Raw genomic sequence first — 16,354 nt, 5'->3', positions numbered from 1 at the left:
CCGGACGCAGGAGTCGCGCGCGTCCGTCCTCCGGTTAGGGTTCGGCGCATGAGCGGGCCGCGGACCGGCGTCACGGACTGGACGATCGCCGTGGGTGTGGCCACGATTCTGCTGGTCACCGGGCTGTCCGGGGAGCGCTCCGGCGGCTGGGACCCGCTCGGCGGCGCACTGCTGGCGGGCGGTGGCCTGCTGCTGGCCGCGCGCCGCGGGGCGCCGGTCCTCGTGCTGGGCGGCACCGGGCTGTGCGCGGTGGGGTACCAGGCGGCCGGTCTCGACGTGCCCGCCGTGGCGTTCCTCGTCGCGGTGTACGCGGCCATGCGGGCCGGGCACCGCGCCGCCACGGCGGTGGCGAGCCTGGCCGTGCTGGCGGCCCTCCCGCTCGCGGCCCTCGCCGCCGGCCCGGACGGGACGGGCGAGGCGTTCGCGCGGGCGCGCGGCGCCCTCGAACTGGCCTGGCTGATCGCCGCCGCCGCGGCGGGCGAGGCGCTGCGGCAGGCCGAGCGGCGGGCCGACGAGGCGGAACGGACCCGGGAGGAGACCGCGCGGCACCGCGCCGCCGAGGAGCGGCTGCACATCGCCCGGGAGCTGCATGATTCCCTCACCCACCAGATCTCGGTCATCAAGGTGCAGGCCGAGGTCGCCGTCCACGTGGCCCGCAGGCGCGGGGAGCGGGTGCCGCCGAGCCTGCTGGCGATCCAGGAGGCCGGACGGGAGGCGACCCGCGAGCTGCGCGCGACGCTGGAGGCGCTGCGCGACGATGACACCGCACCGCCGCACGGGCTCGACCATGTCCCCGAACTGGTCGAACGCGCCCGCTCCGGAGGACTGGACGTGACGCTGACGATCGAGGGACGGCACGGCGACCTGCCGGCCGCCGTGGAACGCACCGCCTACCGCATCGTCCAGGAGGCGCTCACCAATATCGCCCGGCACGCGGACGCCGCCGCGGCGGCGGTCCGGATCGACTGCCGTCCGGACGGTCTCGCGGTCCGTGTCACCGATGACGGCCGGGCGGTGCCGGGATCCGTCCCGCCGCCCGGCATCGGGCTGCTCGGCATGCGCGAGCGGATCGCCGCCCTCGGCGGCAGGCTGCGGGCCGAACCGCGCGGCGAAGGCGGTTTCGTCGTGCTGGCCGAACTGCCCGTGGACCGGCCGTGATCCGCGTCCTGCTGGTGGACGACCAGCCGCTGCTGCGCAGCGGGTTCCGCGCGCTCCTCGACCTCGAGGCCGACATCGAGGTGGTGGCCGAGGGCGCCGACGGCCGGGAGGCACTCGCCCTGGCCAGGGAACACCTGCCGGACGTCGTTCTCATCGACGTCCGGATGCCGGTCGTCGACGGCATCGAGGCGACCCGCCGCATCGCGGCGGACCCGTCGCTGAGCGGGGTGCGCGTCGTCATCCTGACCAACTACGGCCTGGACGAGTACGTCTTCAACGGGCTCCGCGCCGGTGCCGCCGGGTTCCTCGTCAAGGACATCGTGCCGGAAGACCTCCTGCACGCCGTGCGCGTCGCCGCGCGCGGCGACGCGCTGCTCGCCCCGGCGATCACTCGCAGACTCATCGACAGGTTCGTCGCCCAGCCGCTCGGCGGGGACGCCGGGGCGGGGCTGGCGGAGCTGACCGCCCGCGAACGGGAAGCCGTCCTGCTGGTCGCGCGGGGACTGTCCAACGACCAGATCGCCGCGCGCATGGTGATCAGCCCGATGACCGCGAAGACTCACGTCAACCGCGCGATGACCAAGCTGCACGCGCGCGACCGCGCCCAGCTGGTCATCCTCGCCTACGAGTCCGGTCTCGTGACCCGCCGCGACTCCTGACGCCCACCCGCCGTCGCCCGTCGCCAGGGGCCGGTCCTTTCCGGCCGGCGGGCCGGGTGCCGGACGGACCGTTCTGCCGATAGATGACGTTCGAGAGAAAACTGGGTTAATGGTCGGGGAAATTGAATGACAGCTATGCGAATCAGGGACGAATTTTGTGTGACGTGCAGGCGGCTTTCGGGAAAAGGGACTGCAAGGGGATGTCCTGTCGACTGCTCTGACCTGCGAACAAGGTCGGTTGAGGCGGGTCGAACGGATTCGAAACGATCCAGGGGCGCAAATTCTCCATGCATGTACACGCGCCGACTCGGAGAGTGGCCGTGGTGTTTTGAAGGGTGTGCTCCGGGCAGGCGGATATAGCTACAATCCGACCGTTAAGCGCGACTTTCGTGGTCCGCGACGCCGTTTGCCGTGCGCCCTTTCCGTGCGCGCGAGGGAGCCGTCCCGGCCGCGGCCACCGCCTCGAGGAGTGTGCCCATGCCCGTGGAACCAGCGGAGCCCGTTCCCGCGGCGAGACCCGTGATCGGCGACGCGGAGATCGAGGCGGCGGTGCGGGTGCTGCGCAGCGGGCGGGTCGTCCAGGGGCCGGAGGTCGCCGCGTTCGAGGACGAGTTCTCCGCGCTGGTCGCCGGACGGCACTGCGTCGCCGTCAACTCGGGGACGTCCGCGCTGCACCTGGCGCTGCTGGCGCTGGGCATCGGGCCCGGGGACGAGGTGATCGTCCCGTCGTTCACGTTCGCGGCGACCGCGAACGTGGTGCGGCTGGCGGGGGCCGAGCCGGTGTTCGCGGACATCGAACCGGGGTCGTTCTGCCTCGACCCGGACGCGGCCGCGGCCGCGATCACCCCGCGCACCGCCGCGATCATGCCCGTCCACCTGTACGGGCATCCGGCGGCGATGGACCGGTTCGCGCCGCTCGCCGCGCGGCACGGGCTCGCGCTCGTCGAGGACGCGGCGCAGGCGCACGCCGCGGCGCTGGACGGCGTCCCGGCGGGCGCCCTCGGCACCGCGGGCTGCTTCAGCTTCTACCCGACGAAGAACATGCACTCGCTCGAGGGCGGCATGATCACCACGGCGGACGCGGGGACCGCGCGGACGCTGCGGCTGCTGCGCAACCAGGGCATGGAGGAGCGGTACGCCAACGAGATCGTCGGCGCGAACCTGCGGCTGACGGACGTCGCGGCGGCCGTCGGACGGGTGCAGCTCGGACGGCTCGCGGAGTGGACCGAGCGGCGGCGGGCGAACGCCGCGTTCCTCGACGCGAAGATCACCGGGGCGGTGCCGCCCCCGGTCGCGGAGGGCGCGCGGCACGTCTACCACCAGTACACGATCCGGGTGCGCGGCGACCGGGAGGCGATGCGGCGGCACCTGGACGGGCGCGGCGTCGGCAACGCCGTCTACTACCCGACGCCCGTCCACCGCCTCGGGCCGTTCCTCGAGGACGGGCGGCGCCGGGAGCTGCCGGAGACCGAGCGGGCCGCCGCCGAGGTGGTGTCGCTGCCGGTGCACCCGACCCTCACCGCGGACGAGCTGGGACGCGTCGCCGACGCGGTGAACGAGGGTGGCGCGCGATGAGCGGGGCGATGAGCGGGGCGCTGCGCGCGGGCCTGGTCGGGTTCGGGGTGATGGGACGCAACCACGCCCGGGTGCTGGCCGCGATGGACGGCGTGGACCTCGTGGGGATCGTCGATCCGGCGGCGCGGCCGGGGACGGCGCCGTCCGGGGTGCCGCTGCTGGGCTCCCTGGACGAGCTGCTCGACCTCGGCGTCGACTACGCGGTGGTGGCGTGCCCGACCGCGCTGCACGAGGAGGTCGGGCTGCGGCTGGCGGAGGCCGGTGCCGGCGCGCTCATCGAGAAGCCGCTGGCCGACTCGGTCGAGGCGGCGCGGCGGCTGGTGGCGGCGTTCGAGTCGCGCGGGCTCGTCGCGGGCGTCGGGCACATCGAGCGGTACAACCCGGCGCTGCAGAGCATGCGGGCGCGGCTGGAGGCGGGCGAGCTGGGCGAGGTGTTCCAGGTCGTGACGCGCCGCCAGGGGCCGTTCCCGCACCGGATCTCCGACGTCGGCGTCGTCAAGGACCTCGCCAGCCACGACATCGACCTGACCTCGTGGGTCACCGGGCAGGACTACGTGTCGATCTCCGCGCACACGGTGGCGCGCAGCGGCCGGCCGTACGAGGACATGGTCGCCGCGGTGGGCCGGCTCGCGGCCGGTTCGATGGTGAACCACCTGGTCAACTGGCTGAGCCCGCTGAAGGAGCGGACGACGGTCGTGACCGGGGAGCGCGGCTGCTTCGTCGCCGACACCCTCACCGCCGACCTGACGTACTACGCGAACGGCGAGGTGAGCACCGAGTGGGAGGCGCTGCGGACGTTCCGCGGGGTCTCGCAGGGGGACATGATCCGCTACGCGATCCCGAAGCCGGAGCCGCTGGCGGTCGAGCACGAGCGGTTCCGCGACGCGTTCCGGGACGGGACGGGCGGCGGCGCGGGCGGCACCGGCGCGGGCGGCACCGGATCGGCGGGCGGCATCGTCACGCTGCGGCAGGGCCTGCGGACGGTCGAGGTGTCGGCGGCGGTGCTGGAGTCGTCCCGGACGGGCGAGACGGTCTCGCTGCGGGCGGCGTCCGGGGTGCTCGGCGGCATCGGCGTGGAGGGCGGCCCCGCGCTGCTGCGCGGGGTACGGGCGGAACGGTGACCGGACGGCGAGGAAGGCAGCACATGCGGATCTGCGTGGTGGCGCTCGGCAAGATCGGGCTCCCGCTGGCGGTGCAGTTCGCCCGCAAGGGGCACCGGGTGATCGGCGCCGACGTGGACGAGCGGGTGGTGGCCGACGTCAACGCGGGCCGCGAGCCGTTCCCCGGCGAGGCCGGCCTCGGCCGGTACCTGGCGGAGACCGTCGCGGACGGGCGGCTGTCGGCGACGGCGGACACCGCGGCGGCCGTCGCGGAGTCCGAGGCGGTCGTGCTGGTCGTCCCGCTGTTCGTGGACGCGGACGGGGTGCCCGACTTCGGGTCGATGGACGCCGCGACGCGGGCCGTCGCCGAGGGGCTGCGGCCGGGGACGCTCGTCAGCTACGAGACGACGCTGCCGGTCGGCACCACCCGCACCCGCTGGGCGCCGATGCTCGCGGAGGGATCGGGCCTGGCGGCGGGCACCGGCTTCCACCTGGTGTTCAGCCCCGAGCGGGTGCTGACCGGACGGGTCTTCGCCGACCTGCGCCGGTATCCGAAGCTCGTCGGCGGCATCGACGGCGCGTCCGCGGAGCGGGGCGTCGCGTTCTACGCGGACGTGCTCGACTTCGACGAGCGGCCCGACCTGGACCGTCCGAACGGCGTGTGGGACCTCGGTTCCGCGGAGGCCGCCGAGCTGGCCAAGCTCGCCGAGACGACCTACCGGGACGTCAACATCGGCCTCGCGAACCAGTTCGCCCGCTACGCGGACGCGGCCGGGATCGACGTCATGAAGGTGATCGACGCCTGCAACACCCAGCCGTACAGCCACATCCACCGGCCAGGCATCGCGGTCGGCGGCCACTGCATCCCGGTCTATCCGCGCATGTACCTGTGGAACGACCCGGAGGCGACGGTCGTCCGGGCGGCCCGCGACGCCAACACGGCGATGCCGGAGTACGCGGCGGGTCTCCTCGCGGACACCTACGGCGACCTCACCGGCGCGCCCGTCCTTGTGCTGGGCGCGGCCTACCGGGGCGGCGTGAAGGAGACGGCGTTCTCCGGCGTCTTCCCGACGGTCGAGGCGCTGCGCGCGCGCGGAGCCGTCCCGTACGTGTCCGACCCGATGTACACGCCGGAGGAGCTGGAGGCGCTCGGCCTGCCGCCGCACCGGGGCGAGCCGGTCACCGCCGCGATCGTCCAGGCCGACCACGCGGAGTACCGGACGCTCGGCTCGTCCGACTTCCCCGGGGTGAAGGTGCTGGTGGACGGGCGCCGCGTCACCGACCCGGCCCGCTGGACGGGCGCCGACCGCGTCGTCATCGGCGCACCGGCCGGGGAGGCGGGGACGCCGCGCTAGGCGGGGCGGAGCCCCGCCGGAACCCGCCCGATCCGCCCGGCCGACGACCACCACTGGAGAACCTGATGCGAACCGAAGACGAGACGCCCCCGGCCGCGGCCCGCGGCCGCATCGTCATGCTCGTCGACAACGACGTCGCCCGCGACTCGCGGGTGCAGAAGGCGGCGACGTCGGCCGCCGACGCCGGCTGGGACGTGCACCTCATCGGCTGCACGGGCGGCAAGAAGCGCGGCTGGGAGCTGGGCGGCGCGCACGTCCGGCTCGTCCAGGTCAAGCACGCGCTCGACCGGGAGCGGCGGGGCGTGCTGCGCGCCTCGCTGCGCCGCCCCTTCGCCTACGGGCATCCGAGCGACGCCGAGTACCGGCGCCGGCTCGTCCAGTCCCGGCGCGCCGACCTCGCCGCGAGCCGCCTCGCGCCCGGCGCCGGGAACCCGGTGCGCACGGGCTGGCTGCTGGCGCGGGGCGTGGCGGCCAGGCTCCAGGGCCGATGGGTCACGGTCCGCGCCCGCCAGACGGACTCGCTCGCCGCGGCCCGCAAGAACCTTGACTCCCCGCTGGAGCGGTTCACCGTCCGGGTGTGGCAGCGGCTCCTCGGCGACCGGGCCTGGCGCGTCCTGGACCGCGGCCTGTGGGACTGGGACAGCGCGTACAAGAACGTCATCGACGAGCTGGAGCCCGACATCGTCCACGCCAACGACTTCCGGATGCTCGGGGTCGGCGCGCGCGCGGTGCGGCGGGCGCGGGCGAAGGGGCGGAACACGAAACTCGTGTGGGACGCGCACGAGTTCCTGCCGGGCACGCGGCCCTGGGGCATCGGGCCGCGCTGGATGCCCGCCATGTGCGCGCACGAGCGCGAGTACGCGGGCGACGCGGACGCGGTGCTGACGGTCTCGGAGGCCCTCGCCGACCGGCTCGTCGAGGGGCACCGGCTGCGCGAGCGGCCGACCGTCGTGCTCAACGCCCCGATCACCGAGGGCGAGCCGGGCGGCGACGCGCCGCCCGTCCCGGACATGCGGGAGCTGTGCGGCGTCGGCCCGGACACCCCGATCGCCGTCTACAGCGGCAGCGCGTCCGTCCAGCGCGGCCTCGGCATCATGCTGGAGGCGCTGCCGCGGCTGCCGGACCTGCACGTCGCCCTGGTCGTCGCGCGGGCCCGGTCCGAGTACGTCCAGGGGCTGATCGCCCGGGCCGCCGAACTCGGCGTCGGCGACCGCGTGCACGTCCTGCCGTACGTCCCGTTCGACCAGGTCGTCCCGTTCCTGGCGGCGGCCGACGTCGGCGTCATCCCGATCCACCACTGGCCGAACCACGAGATCGCGCTGATCACGAAGTTCTTCGAGTACTCGCACGCGCGGCTGCCGATCGTCGTCAGCGACGTCCAGGCGATGGGCGACATGGTGACGAGCACCGGGCAGGGCGAGGTGTTCCGCGCCGAGGACCTGGACGACTACGTGCGCGCCGTCGAGGCGGTGCTCGGCGACCCGGCACGGTACCGCGCCGTGTACGACGCCCGTCCCGACCTGCTCCGCGAGTGGACGTGGGAGGCGCAGGCGGGCGTCCTGAACGGCGTCTACAGCCGGCTGGCGCCGGGGTCCGCGCGGACGCTCGAGCGCTCCGAGCCCTCCGAGCCGTCCGAGCCGTCCGCCGCGGATACGGCGCCCGAACCGGAGCCCGAGGCGCCCGGAGCGCCGCTGATCGGTGCCGGGGAGCAGGGGTGACGGGCAAGCGCGGTGGGGCGGCCAAGCGCGCCGGCGACCGCGACGTCGCCGTCGTCACCCCCTGGTACCCGAACCCGCAGCAGGAGTGGGCGGGGGCGTTCGTCGAGGCGATGGTCGGCGCGACGGCGCCCGGCTGCGGCCAGGTCACCGTCTACCACACCGAGGCGTGGCTGATGCGGCAGCCCGCGGCGGAGGTGGAGGCGGCGCGCGAAGCGCACCGGCGGCTCCTCCCGCAGGCGCTGCACCCGGCCCCGGCGGTCGCGGGCGCCCGGCTGGTGCGCGTCCCGGTGCCGACGGTGCCGGAGTACACCTTCGCCGACCTGGCACGGCAGCACGCGTCGTGGCTGCGCGAGGCGCTCGGCGGCGCGCCGATCCCGGCGCCGGTCGTGCACGCCCACGTGGGGCTGCGCGGCGGCTGGACCGCGCTGGAGAACGCCCGCCCGGACGCGCGCGTGTTCGTCACCGAGCACGCGTCCTTCCTCGACAAGGTCCTGGCCCAGCCGGACTCGCGGGACCTGTACGCCGAGGTCCTGGAGCGCTGCACCGGCTTCTTCGTGGTGACGGACGTCCTGCGCGACCGGCTCGCCGAGACCTTCCCGGCGCTCGCCGGCAAGATCGAGCCGATCTCGAACCCGATCTCGTTCGAGGCGCCGCGCGAGCGGCCGGTCACCGAGCTGCGCCGCTGGCTGTACGTCGGGTCCCTGGTCGAGCGCAAGGGCGTCGGCCCGCTGCTGGAGGCGTTCGCGCGATGCCACGGCACCGACCCGGAGTTGACGCTGACGATGGTCGGGGCGGGCCCGCTGGCCGGTGCCCTCGCGGACCGGGCCGCCGAACTCGGGATCGGGCACGCGGTGTCGTTCCCCGGCGCGGTCCCGCCGCACGAGTCCGCGCGGCTCATGCGCGAGCACGACCTGCTCGTGCACGCGGCCCGCTGGGAGACCTTCGGCGTGACGGTCATCGAGGCCGTCGCGGCCGGGATGCCGGTGCTCGTCACGCGCTGCGGCGGGCCCGAGCGCACGCTCGCCGGGATCGTGGACGCGGCCGGGGAGATGGTCGACGTCGACGACACCCCGGCGTCGATCGTCGCGGGTTACCGCAGGCTGTGCGACCGTTTCCCGGACGGCCTCGACCTGCCGCGGGCCCGGCGCGTCCTGGACGGGCGCTTCGGGTTCCGGACGGTGGGTGAGGCGCACCACCGGCACTGGTTTCCCGACGCCGAACCCCGGTCCACCGCGCCGGACGGCACGGCGGACGCCGCGCCGGCCCGCGAAACGGCCGAAGAGAGGGACGTAGCGTGAACGTGCTGTTCGTCGCCCTCGGCGGCACCCGCAGACCCGCCGTGATCAGGGAGGCCGCGCGGGTCGTCGCGGACGGCGGCGCGGCCGCGGTGCTCGTCGGCGCGCCGTCGGCGTGGACGGGCGAGCCGCTCCCGGACGGCGTCGACGCGGTCGAGCTGGCCGCGCTCGAACGCCGCTACCGTCCCGCCGCCGTGCGGATCCCGCTGTACCGGGTGCCGCGGCTGGTGCTGCGCGTCTGCCTCCCCGGCCCGCTCCGCGGGGTGGGCAGCCGGGTCGACGCCGAGTACCGCAGGCGCGTCGCCCGTCCCGTCGACCGCCTCCTGTCCCGCCTCTACCGCCGCGACCCGGCCGCGGTCCGCCGGCGGGTGGTCGACCGCGAGGTGCTGCGCCGCCGGTCCGTCGACCTCGTCGTCGTCGGCGACCCGCAGTCGCTGGTGACCGCGTCCGACCTCGCGGACGTCATCGCGGCCGCGGGCGCCCGGCTGGCCTACTCCATCGCCCACGAGCGGCCCCAGGCCGGATTCGCCGGAGGATGACCGCCCCCATGACCGCCCCCATCACCGGGCGCCGCCCGCGCCTGCTGTACCTCGCGTTCTACTTCCCCCCGTCGCGCGCCAGCGGCGTGTACCGGCCCCGCGCGACCGCGAACCGGCTGGCCGAGCTGGGCTGGGACGTCACGGTGTTCGCCGCGCCGCTGCCGTTCCTGTACGAGACGATCGGGTCGGTCGACGACGAGTTGCTGGGGACGATCGATCCGCGCGTCACGCTCGTCCGGCCGGACCTCAACCGGTACCTGTGGCAGTCGGACGTGCGCGACTACAGCAGGTTCCGCGGCGCGTTCCCGCACCTGGCGGAGGCGGTGTACGAGTGGGGGCAGCAGCACGTGTTCCCGGAGCGGTACGCGTCCTGGGCGCGCGCGAGCGTCCGGCGGGCGCTGCGGATGCACGCGCGCCGCAGGTTCGACGCCGTCCTCGCGACCGGCAACCCGTTCGCGTCGTTCGGCGCGGCGTGGGCGTTCCACAAGCTGACCCGGACGCCCTACGTCATCGACTACCGGGACTCCTGGACCCTCGACCAGTTCACCGAGAAGCCCCGGTTCGACGACGACCATCCCGCCTGGCGCTGGGAACGCCGGGTGCTGGAGTCGGCGGCGAGTTCGCTGTTCGTCAACGACGCGCAGCTGTCCTGGCACGCCGAGCGCTACCCCCGGGCGGCGGACCGGATGATGACGGTCCTGAACGGCTGGGACGCCGACACCCTCCCGGCCACCGCAGAGCCGCCGCCGGCCGCGCGGGCGGGGGCGAGCGAGGGCGCGCCCCGGTTCGCGTTCGTCGGCACGGTCACCGCCGAGCAGCCCATCGAGCCGCTGGTGGAGGGGTTCGCCCGCGCCCGCGAGCACCCCGGCACCGCCCGCGCCGTCCTCGACTTCTACGGCTACTTCGGGTTCTTCAAGGACGCCGGCGACCGGCTCCGCGGGCGGTTCGCCGCGGCCGCGGAGCCCGAGGAGGACGGCGAGCTGGCCCCGGGCGTCCGGCACCGCGGGCCCGTGCCGAAGACGGCGCTCGCCGATGTCTACCGCGACGCCGACGTCCTGGTGTTCCTGAACGGCGGCGGACGGTACGTCACCTCGGGGAAGATCTTCGAGTACATGGCGGCGGGACGGCCCATCGTGTCGGTGCACACGCCGGGCTCGGCGGCCGAGGAGCTCCTGCGGGACTACCCGCTGTGGTTCAACCCCGGCGGCCTCGACCCCGCCGACATCGCCGCGTCGATGGTGGCGGCGGCGAAGGCGGCGGCCGGCCTGGACGACCGTCAGGTGGCGCAGGCCCGCGCCCACGCGGACCGCTTCGAGCGCACCGTGGCGCTGGAACCGCTCGTGCGGCGGCTGACCGAACTGGTCGGCCGCACCCCCGAAGCGGGCTGAGCAGGAAGACGAGGACGTGGACGCCGTGCAGACCCCCCGCGTGATGGTCCTGGCCCTGGACCCCAAGCTGTCGATGGACGCCGCCCCGAGCGTGGAGCCGTCCCGCCAGTACCGCCGGATCATCGGGCTGGCCGGGCACTTCGCGGCGGAGGAGGGCGCCCGGGTCGACGTGGTGACCGCCGAACCGGGCGGCTGGAAGGGCCTGGACGAGCGGGTCCGGCTGCACCGCCTCGACGGCGCCGAGGCCCGGCATCCGCTGACGTGGCTGGAGCACACGCTCGTGATCCGGGTGCCGCGCCTGCTCGTGCGTCCGGTGGCGCGGCTCGGCCGTCCTGGCCGCCGGCTGGACCGCGCCCGCACCACCGCGTCCCTGGCCGTCCACCGGCGGCTGTTCCTGCCGTTCTACCGGCACGCCCGGCCGCTGGTGCTGTCCCGCGTCGCGCGCCGCCGCCTGCCGGACGACGCGGACGCGCCGCTGGTCCGGGTCATCGTGATGGACCGGACGTCCGTGCCGCTCGCCCGGCGGCTGGCCCGGCGGCACCCGGACGCCGTCGTGACCACCCGCCAGGACAGGGACCTGACCGCCAAGCCCTGACACCCCGGCCCGGCCCGGCTCGGCGGCGCGGCGCGGCTCGGCCCGGCGGCGCGGCTCAGCGCTTCTCGACGAGTTCGCCGGACGTCTCGGCGTACACCTCGCCGGTCTTCGGGCACTCCCAGGTGCCGGGCTCGTCCGGCCGCTCGTCCAGCCGGATCCCGGCACGGCCGACCCAGCCGATCCGGCGGGCCGGGACGCCCGCGACGAGCGCGAAGTCGGGGACGTCGCGGGCCACGACCGCGCCCGCCGCGACCATCGCCCAGCGCCCGATCCGCACCGGCGCGACGCACACGCTGCGCGCGCCCAGCGAGGCGCCCTCGGCGACGTGCACCCCGACGGCCTCCCAGTCCGCGGCCCGCTTCAGCCGCCCGTCCGGGTCCACCGAGCGGGGCGCGCGGTCGTTGGTGAGGACGACCGCGGGCCCGACGAACACGCCGTCCTCCAGGACGGCCGGTTCGTAGACGAGCGCGTGGTTCTGCAGCTTCACGTTGTCGCCGATCCGCACGCCGGAGCCGACGTAGGCGCCGCGCCCCACGATGCAGCCCGCGCCGAGCCGGGCGCCCTCGCGGATCTGGGCGAGGTCCCACACGGCGGTCCCGTCGCCGAGTTCGGCGGACGGGTCGACCTGCGCGCTCGGCTGGATGCGGTGGTTCATCGGGTGCCTTCCGTCGGGTTCGTTCGTCATCGGGCCTACCCGGCCGCCGGGGCCAGGACGTTCTCGAGGTCGTCGTCCGTGCCGTGCATGACGCACTCGGCGATGGCGCGGTGCAGGGGGTGGGCGCGTGCCAGCAGGCCCGGCGTCGCCCACGCGGCGAGCAGCTCCCGGCTCCCGGCCAGCATGATCTTGCGGTCGTCGGCGGAGGCGGCCGGGTAGAGCCGGTGCAGCCGCCCGCAGACCTCCAGCCGCACGTACCGCAGGTGCAGCGACTCGCGCACCTCGCCCGGTCCGGCCCAGTCGGCGACCTGCCGCATGGCCCGGCCGACGATCGCGTACACCTCCTCGTGCGAGGCGCCGCCCGTCTGGGTGCTGCTCGTCCCGTCCGCCCGCGCCGCCCAGTAGTAGCAGTCGTAGTCGGCCAGGACGGACACGCCGCGCGCCCACAGGTACGCGCCCGCGGTGAACAGCTGGTCCTCGTGGGAGGCGACGCCCTCGGTGAAGCGCAGCCCGGCGCCCTCCACGAGGGAGCGGCGGAACAGCTGAAGCGCGGCCATCGACATGCGGCCGAACAGGTCGCAGCCCGGATCGAGCACGTGGGTGCGCTCGACGTTCGCGTCGAACACGCCGCGCGGGATCTTCCGGCCGCCGACCCCGACCTGCTTGCCGAGGACGACGTCCGTCCCGTTCCGCTCGGCCATCGCGACCGTGCGTTCGAGCGCCTCGGGGCCGAGCCGGTCGTCGGCGTCCAGGAAGTACACGAACCGGCCCGCCGCCCGCTCGAGCGCCCGGTTGCGGGGCGCGCCGGGGCCGCCGGAGTTCGCCTGATGCACGACCGTGACCCGGCCGCCCGCCCGTCCGGCCGCGCGCCGCGCCGCGAGCTCGTCGAGGAGTTCGCCGCCGCCGTCGGTCGAGCCGTCGTCGACGGCGACGACCTCGATCCGGTCCGCCGGCAGGGATTGCGCGAACACCGATTCCAGGGCGCCGCGCAGGGTGTTCCGGCAGTTATAGACCGGAACGATCACGCTGACGAGGGGACGGGTCATGCGGCCAATTTAGACCGCCTCCGGTCAGCGTAAAGCCGCAGGGTAGGCGCCTGTGCTCGATTCGTTGCACACCATCCCGAAAAGGCGAACCGTGGATGTCGACCGCATGAACGAAACATTTCTCGCGAATGGCGTCCGGGCGTCCCGTCACGGCCAGGCGGAGTGCAGCCCGGTGCGGAACAGCGTCGCCATCTGCTCCTCGCCGATCGCGGCGGCGACGGACCTCTCGCAGGCGCGGCGGGCGTCGGCGAGCCGGGGCGCGGTGCGGCGGGCGCGGCCGCCGTCACGCCCCCACAGGCGGGTGCTGACCCCGAGCAGGACGGCGGCGCGCTCGGGGGCGCCGTCGAGGTGGTCGGCGATCGCGATGACCTCGAGGTTCAGTGCCATGTTGGACGCGTCGCCCAGCAGCTTGAAGCTGTCGAAGGCGTCCGCGGCGTGGCCGGCGGCGGCGCCGTGGTCGCCGCTGAACAGGGCGACCAGCGCGTGGATGTAGTGGCCGTAGCCGCGGAACCTGTGCTCGCCGCGGGACTCGCCGTCGCGCCGCATGTCCGCGGCGAGCGCGGTCGCGGCCGGGTAGTCGCCCATGACGACGTGGGCGAACGCGAGGATGCCGCGCGCCAGCATCCAGGTGGCCTCCTGGACGGGGTCGTCCCACGGTTCGGCCGCCAGGCGCAGGAGCGGTTCGAGCGCCCGTTCGGGGCGCCCGCTCAGCGCCAGGTCGGCGGCCTCGATGTAGTCGGCGGCGCGGACCGCCGTGGGGTCGGGGGCGGCGGCGCGGCATTCGGCGACGCAGCGTTCGATCCCCGCCGCGTCGCCCTGGAAGTTCAGCACCGAGCCGAGCGCCCACGCGGCGCGGACGCGCAGCGGGCCGGGGCCGTCGTCCTGCGCGAGGGCCCGGCCGAGGAACTCGCGTCCGGCGCGCTCGAAGTCGCACGACACCCAGAAGAACCACAGGGCCCCGGCGAGTTCGAGCGCGACCGGGCCGGGTTCGGCGAGGGACGTCTCGAGCGCCTTGCGCACCTCGGCGAACTCGGACGCGAACCACCGGTACCAGTCGGCCTGCCCGGCGCCCGTCCATTCCGGGTACGCGTCCCGGGCCATCTCGAGGTAGCGGTCGCGGTGCCGGCGCCGCGCGTCCCGCTCCTCGCCCAGCTCGGCCAGCCAGGACGCCCCGTAGTCGCGCAGCGCGCCGGGCAGCCGGTGCCGCCCGTCCGGCCGCCGGAGCAGGACGGACTTGTCGACGAGCCCCTCGAGCGCCCCCTCGACGTCGGTCAGCGGGCCGCCGGTGCAGACGTCCTCGGCGGCCTCCAGCGTGAACGCGCCCGCGAACACCGTCACGCGCGCCCACAGCAGCCGCTCGGCCGGGGTGCACAGCTCGTGGCTCCAGCCGATCGCCGTCCACAGGCCGCCGTGCGGGGCGAGCACCGGGGCCGTCCGGCGGGGCACGGGGCCGTCCGGGCGGATGCCGGGGTGCTCGGCGAGGTCCTCGACGGTCCGGTGCGCGAGCTGCGCCGCGGCGAGCTCGATGGCGAGCGGCAGCCCGCCGAGGCGGCGGCACAGCGCGGTGACGGCGGCGGCGCCGGCGGGGGTGACGGCGAAGTCCGGGACGTGCTCGCGGGCCCGCTCGGCGAACAGCGCGACGGACGGGCAGCCGGCCATGGCGTCGAGGTCCGGGGTCTCGGGCGGGAGCGGCAGCGGGGCCAGCTCGACGACCTCCTCGCCGGGCGCGCCCAGCCGGCGGCGGCCGGTGACCAGGACGCGGGTGCCGGCGGACGCGGCGGTGATCGTCCGGGCGAGCGCGGCGCAGCCGGACACGAGGTGCTCGCAGGTGTCGAGCACGATCAGGCAGCGGCGTCCGGCGAGGTACTCGGCGAGCAGGTCGGTCTCGGGGCGCGCGGTCTGGTCGCGCACGCGCAGCGCCAGCGCGACGGCCTGCGGAACGTGCGCGGGGTCGACGAGCCGGGAGAGCGCGACGATCCAGACGCCGTCGGGGAAGCGGCCCGCGGCCCGCTCGGCGGCCCGCAGGGCGGTGCGGGACTTCCCGACGCCCGCGACGCCGGTCACGGTCACCAGCCGGTGCAGCCGCAGCGCCCGGTCGATCTCGGCGAGTTCGACGTCGCGGCCGACGAAGCTCGGCAGGTCCCCGGGAAGGTTCCCGGGGCGGCGCTGGGGCGTGGTGTCCATGGATCCCTCTGATCGCGGAACGTGCCGGATTGAATGCAGATCGTAGGGAGTGCCGCCGAGCGTGGCGGAGCGATTCCGCAAAGTCATCGGATCCTGACCGGACGGCCGGGCATCCACCCGCAAGAGTCACCAATCCCGGCATACGGCAAGGAGCTGGGATGAACCGGTAGGGATTTCTGGGTTAGCCTGCCCTAACCGCACGGACTCGGCGTGCGCGTGGACCGTTCCGTTCGAGCGTCGGGAGTGCGCACGTGGCCCCTCAAGCGACCGGCGACGTCCTGCTCGGCGCCCGCGGCCTCACGGTGGGCCACCAGGGACGCGCCGTGCTCTCCGGCGTCGACCTGACGCTGCGGGCCGGTGCGGTCACCGTGCTCGTCGGCCCGAACGGCTGCGGGAAGTCGACGCTGCTGCGGACCGTCGCCGGGCTCCAGGCCCCGATGAGCGGCACGGTGCGCGTGGGCGAGGCGCCGCTGGGCTCGCTGTCGCGCCGGGACCTGTCGCGGCGGCTCGCGTTCCTCCCGCAGACCCCGCTCGTGCCCGCGGGCGTCACCGTCCGCGAGCTGGTCCGGCACGGCCGGTACGCGCACCGCGGCGCGTTCGCCCGGCACACCGCCGACGACGCCGCCGCGATCGGCTGGGCCCTGGAGGTCGCCGACGCGGCGCCGCTCGCGGATCGGCGGCTGGACGAGCTGTCGGGCGGCGAACGGCAGCGCGCGTGGCTCGCGACGGTCCTGGCGCAGCGCGCCGGGATCCTGCTGCTCGACGAGCCCACCACCTACCTCGACCTGAAGCACCAGTTCGAGGTGCTGGACGTGGTGCGGCGGCTCGCCCGCGAGCACGGCATCGGGTGCGGGGTCGTCCTGCACGACCTGATGCAGGCCGCCGCGTACGCCGACGAGGTCGTGGTCGTCGCCGGCGGCGGCGTCGCCGCGACCGGGACGCCCGCGGACGTCCTGACGCCCGCGACGATCGAGCGCGCGTTCGGCATCGAGGTCGACGTCGTCCGCGACCCCGCGACCGGGCACGTCGCCTGCTTCCCCAAGCGGGCCGGACAGGTCGCCTCCTGAGCTTTTCCCCCTGGTATCAA

The 16,354-nt window shown here is 75.2% G+C and carries 14 protein-coding genes; 11 read left to right on the top strand and 3 right to left on the bottom strand.

The window, feature by feature from the left end; genetic code table 11:
• Nucleotides 1–48 precede the first annotated feature (48 nt).
• The 10 genes from F7P10_RS15790 to F7P10_RS15745 all read left to right on the top strand — a co-directional run bounded on the left by F7P10_RS15790 (nt 49) and on the right by F7P10_RS15745 (nt 11,382).
• Nucleotides 49–1,158, top strand: coding sequence for a sensor histidine kinase (locus F7P10_RS15790; protein ID WP_151010039.1), 1,110 nt, complete (start codon nt 49–51; stop codon nt 1,156–1,158).
• Nucleotides 1,155–1,817, top strand: coding sequence for a response regulator transcription factor (locus F7P10_RS15785; protein ID WP_151010038.1), 663 nt, complete (start codon nt 1,155–1,157; stop codon nt 1,815–1,817). Before F7P10_RS15790 ends, F7P10_RS15785 begins: the two co-directional genes overlap by 4 nt.
• Before the next feature lie 477 nt (nt 1,818–2,294).
• On the top strand, nt 2,295–3,392 hold the full coding sequence (locus tag F7P10_RS15780; RefSeq protein ID WP_151010037.1) for a DegT/DnrJ/EryC1/StrS aminotransferase family protein: 1,098 nt from the start codon (nt 2,295–2,297) through the stop codon (nt 3,390–3,392).
• The gene (locus F7P10_RS15775) at nt 3,389–4,513 is read left to right on the top strand and encodes a Gfo/Idh/MocA family protein (protein ID WP_218040534.1); all 1,125 of its coding nucleotides are present in this window, start codon (nt 3,389–3,391) and stop codon (nt 4,511–4,513) included. Before F7P10_RS15780 ends, F7P10_RS15775 begins: the two co-directional genes overlap by 4 nt.
• Nucleotides 4,514–4,536: 23 nt before the next feature.
• Nucleotides 4,537–5,847, top strand: a complete 1,311-nt coding sequence (locus tag F7P10_RS15770; RefSeq protein WP_151010036.1) for a nucleotide sugar dehydrogenase — start codon at nt 4,537–4,539, stop codon at nt 5,845–5,847.
• A 65-nt stretch (nt 5,848–5,912) separates the two neighbouring features.
• Nucleotides 5,913–7,565: a glycosyltransferase family 4 protein gene (locus F7P10_RS15765; protein WP_218040533.1), complete on the top strand. Its 1,653-nt coding sequence runs from the start codon at nt 5,913–5,915 to the stop codon at nt 7,563–7,565.
• The gene (locus F7P10_RS15760) at nt 7,562–8,863 is read left to right on the top strand and encodes a glycosyltransferase (protein ID WP_218040532.1); all 1,302 of its coding nucleotides are present in this window, start codon (nt 7,562–7,564) and stop codon (nt 8,861–8,863) included. Before F7P10_RS15765 ends, F7P10_RS15760 begins: the two co-directional genes overlap by 4 nt.
• Nucleotides 8,860–9,399 carry a hypothetical protein gene (locus F7P10_RS15755; protein WP_151010035.1) on the top strand — a complete coding sequence of 180 codons (540 nt, stop codon included), beginning with the start codon at nt 8,860–8,862 and terminating at the stop codon, nt 9,397–9,399. The genes F7P10_RS15760 and F7P10_RS15755 overlap by 4 nt, the downstream gene beginning before the upstream one ends.
• Before the next feature lie 8 nt (nt 9,400–9,407).
• Nucleotides 9,408–10,787, top strand: coding sequence for a glycosyltransferase (locus F7P10_RS15750; RefSeq protein ID WP_218040531.1), 1,380 nt, complete (start codon nt 9,408–9,410; stop codon nt 10,785–10,787).
• 16 nt (nt 10,788–10,803) lie between these two features.
• Entirely contained in the window at nt 10,804–11,382 is a 579-nt protein-coding gene (locus tag F7P10_RS15745) for a hypothetical protein (protein WP_151010034.1), read from the top strand.
• Nucleotides 11,383–11,437: 55 nt separating this feature from the next.
• On the opposite strand, the gene F7P10_RS15740 is transcribed toward F7P10_RS15745, so the two are convergent.
• The 3 genes from F7P10_RS15740 to F7P10_RS15730 form a co-directional block, all read right to left on the bottom strand.
• On the bottom strand, nt 11,438–12,067 hold the full coding sequence (locus tag F7P10_RS15740) for an acyltransferase (RefSeq protein ID WP_254716619.1): 630 nt from the start codon (nt 12,065–12,067) through the stop codon (nt 11,438–11,440).
• A gap of 5 nt (nt 12,068–12,072) precedes the next feature.
• On the bottom strand, nt 12,073–13,083 hold the full coding sequence (locus tag F7P10_RS43320; protein WP_218040530.1) for a glycosyltransferase family 2 protein: 1,011 nt from the start codon (nt 13,081–13,083) through the stop codon (nt 12,073–12,075).
• A 147-nt stretch (nt 13,084–13,230) separates the two neighbouring features.
• Nucleotides 13,231–15,267 carry an NB-ARC domain-containing protein gene (locus F7P10_RS15730; protein WP_151010033.1) on the bottom strand — a complete coding sequence of 679 codons (2,037 nt, stop codon included), beginning with the start codon at nt 15,265–15,267 and terminating at the stop codon, nt 13,231–13,233.
• Nucleotides 15,268–15,518: 251 nt separating this feature from the next.
• On the opposite strand from F7P10_RS15730, the gene F7P10_RS15725 reads away from it, so the two are divergent.
• The gene (locus tag F7P10_RS15725; protein WP_151010032.1) at nt 15,519–16,334 is read left to right on the top strand and encodes an ABC transporter ATP-binding protein; all 816 of its coding nucleotides are present in this window, start codon (nt 15,519–15,521) and stop codon (nt 16,332–16,334) included.
• Nucleotides 16,335–16,354: the final 20 nt, after the last annotated feature.

The organism is Actinomadura sp. WMMB 499, from assembly GCF_008824145.1.
Lineage (GTDB): Bacteria > Actinomycetota > Actinomycetes > Streptosporangiales > Streptosporangiaceae > Spirillospora.
This window is presented reverse-complemented; position numbering and strand designations above follow the sequence as displayed.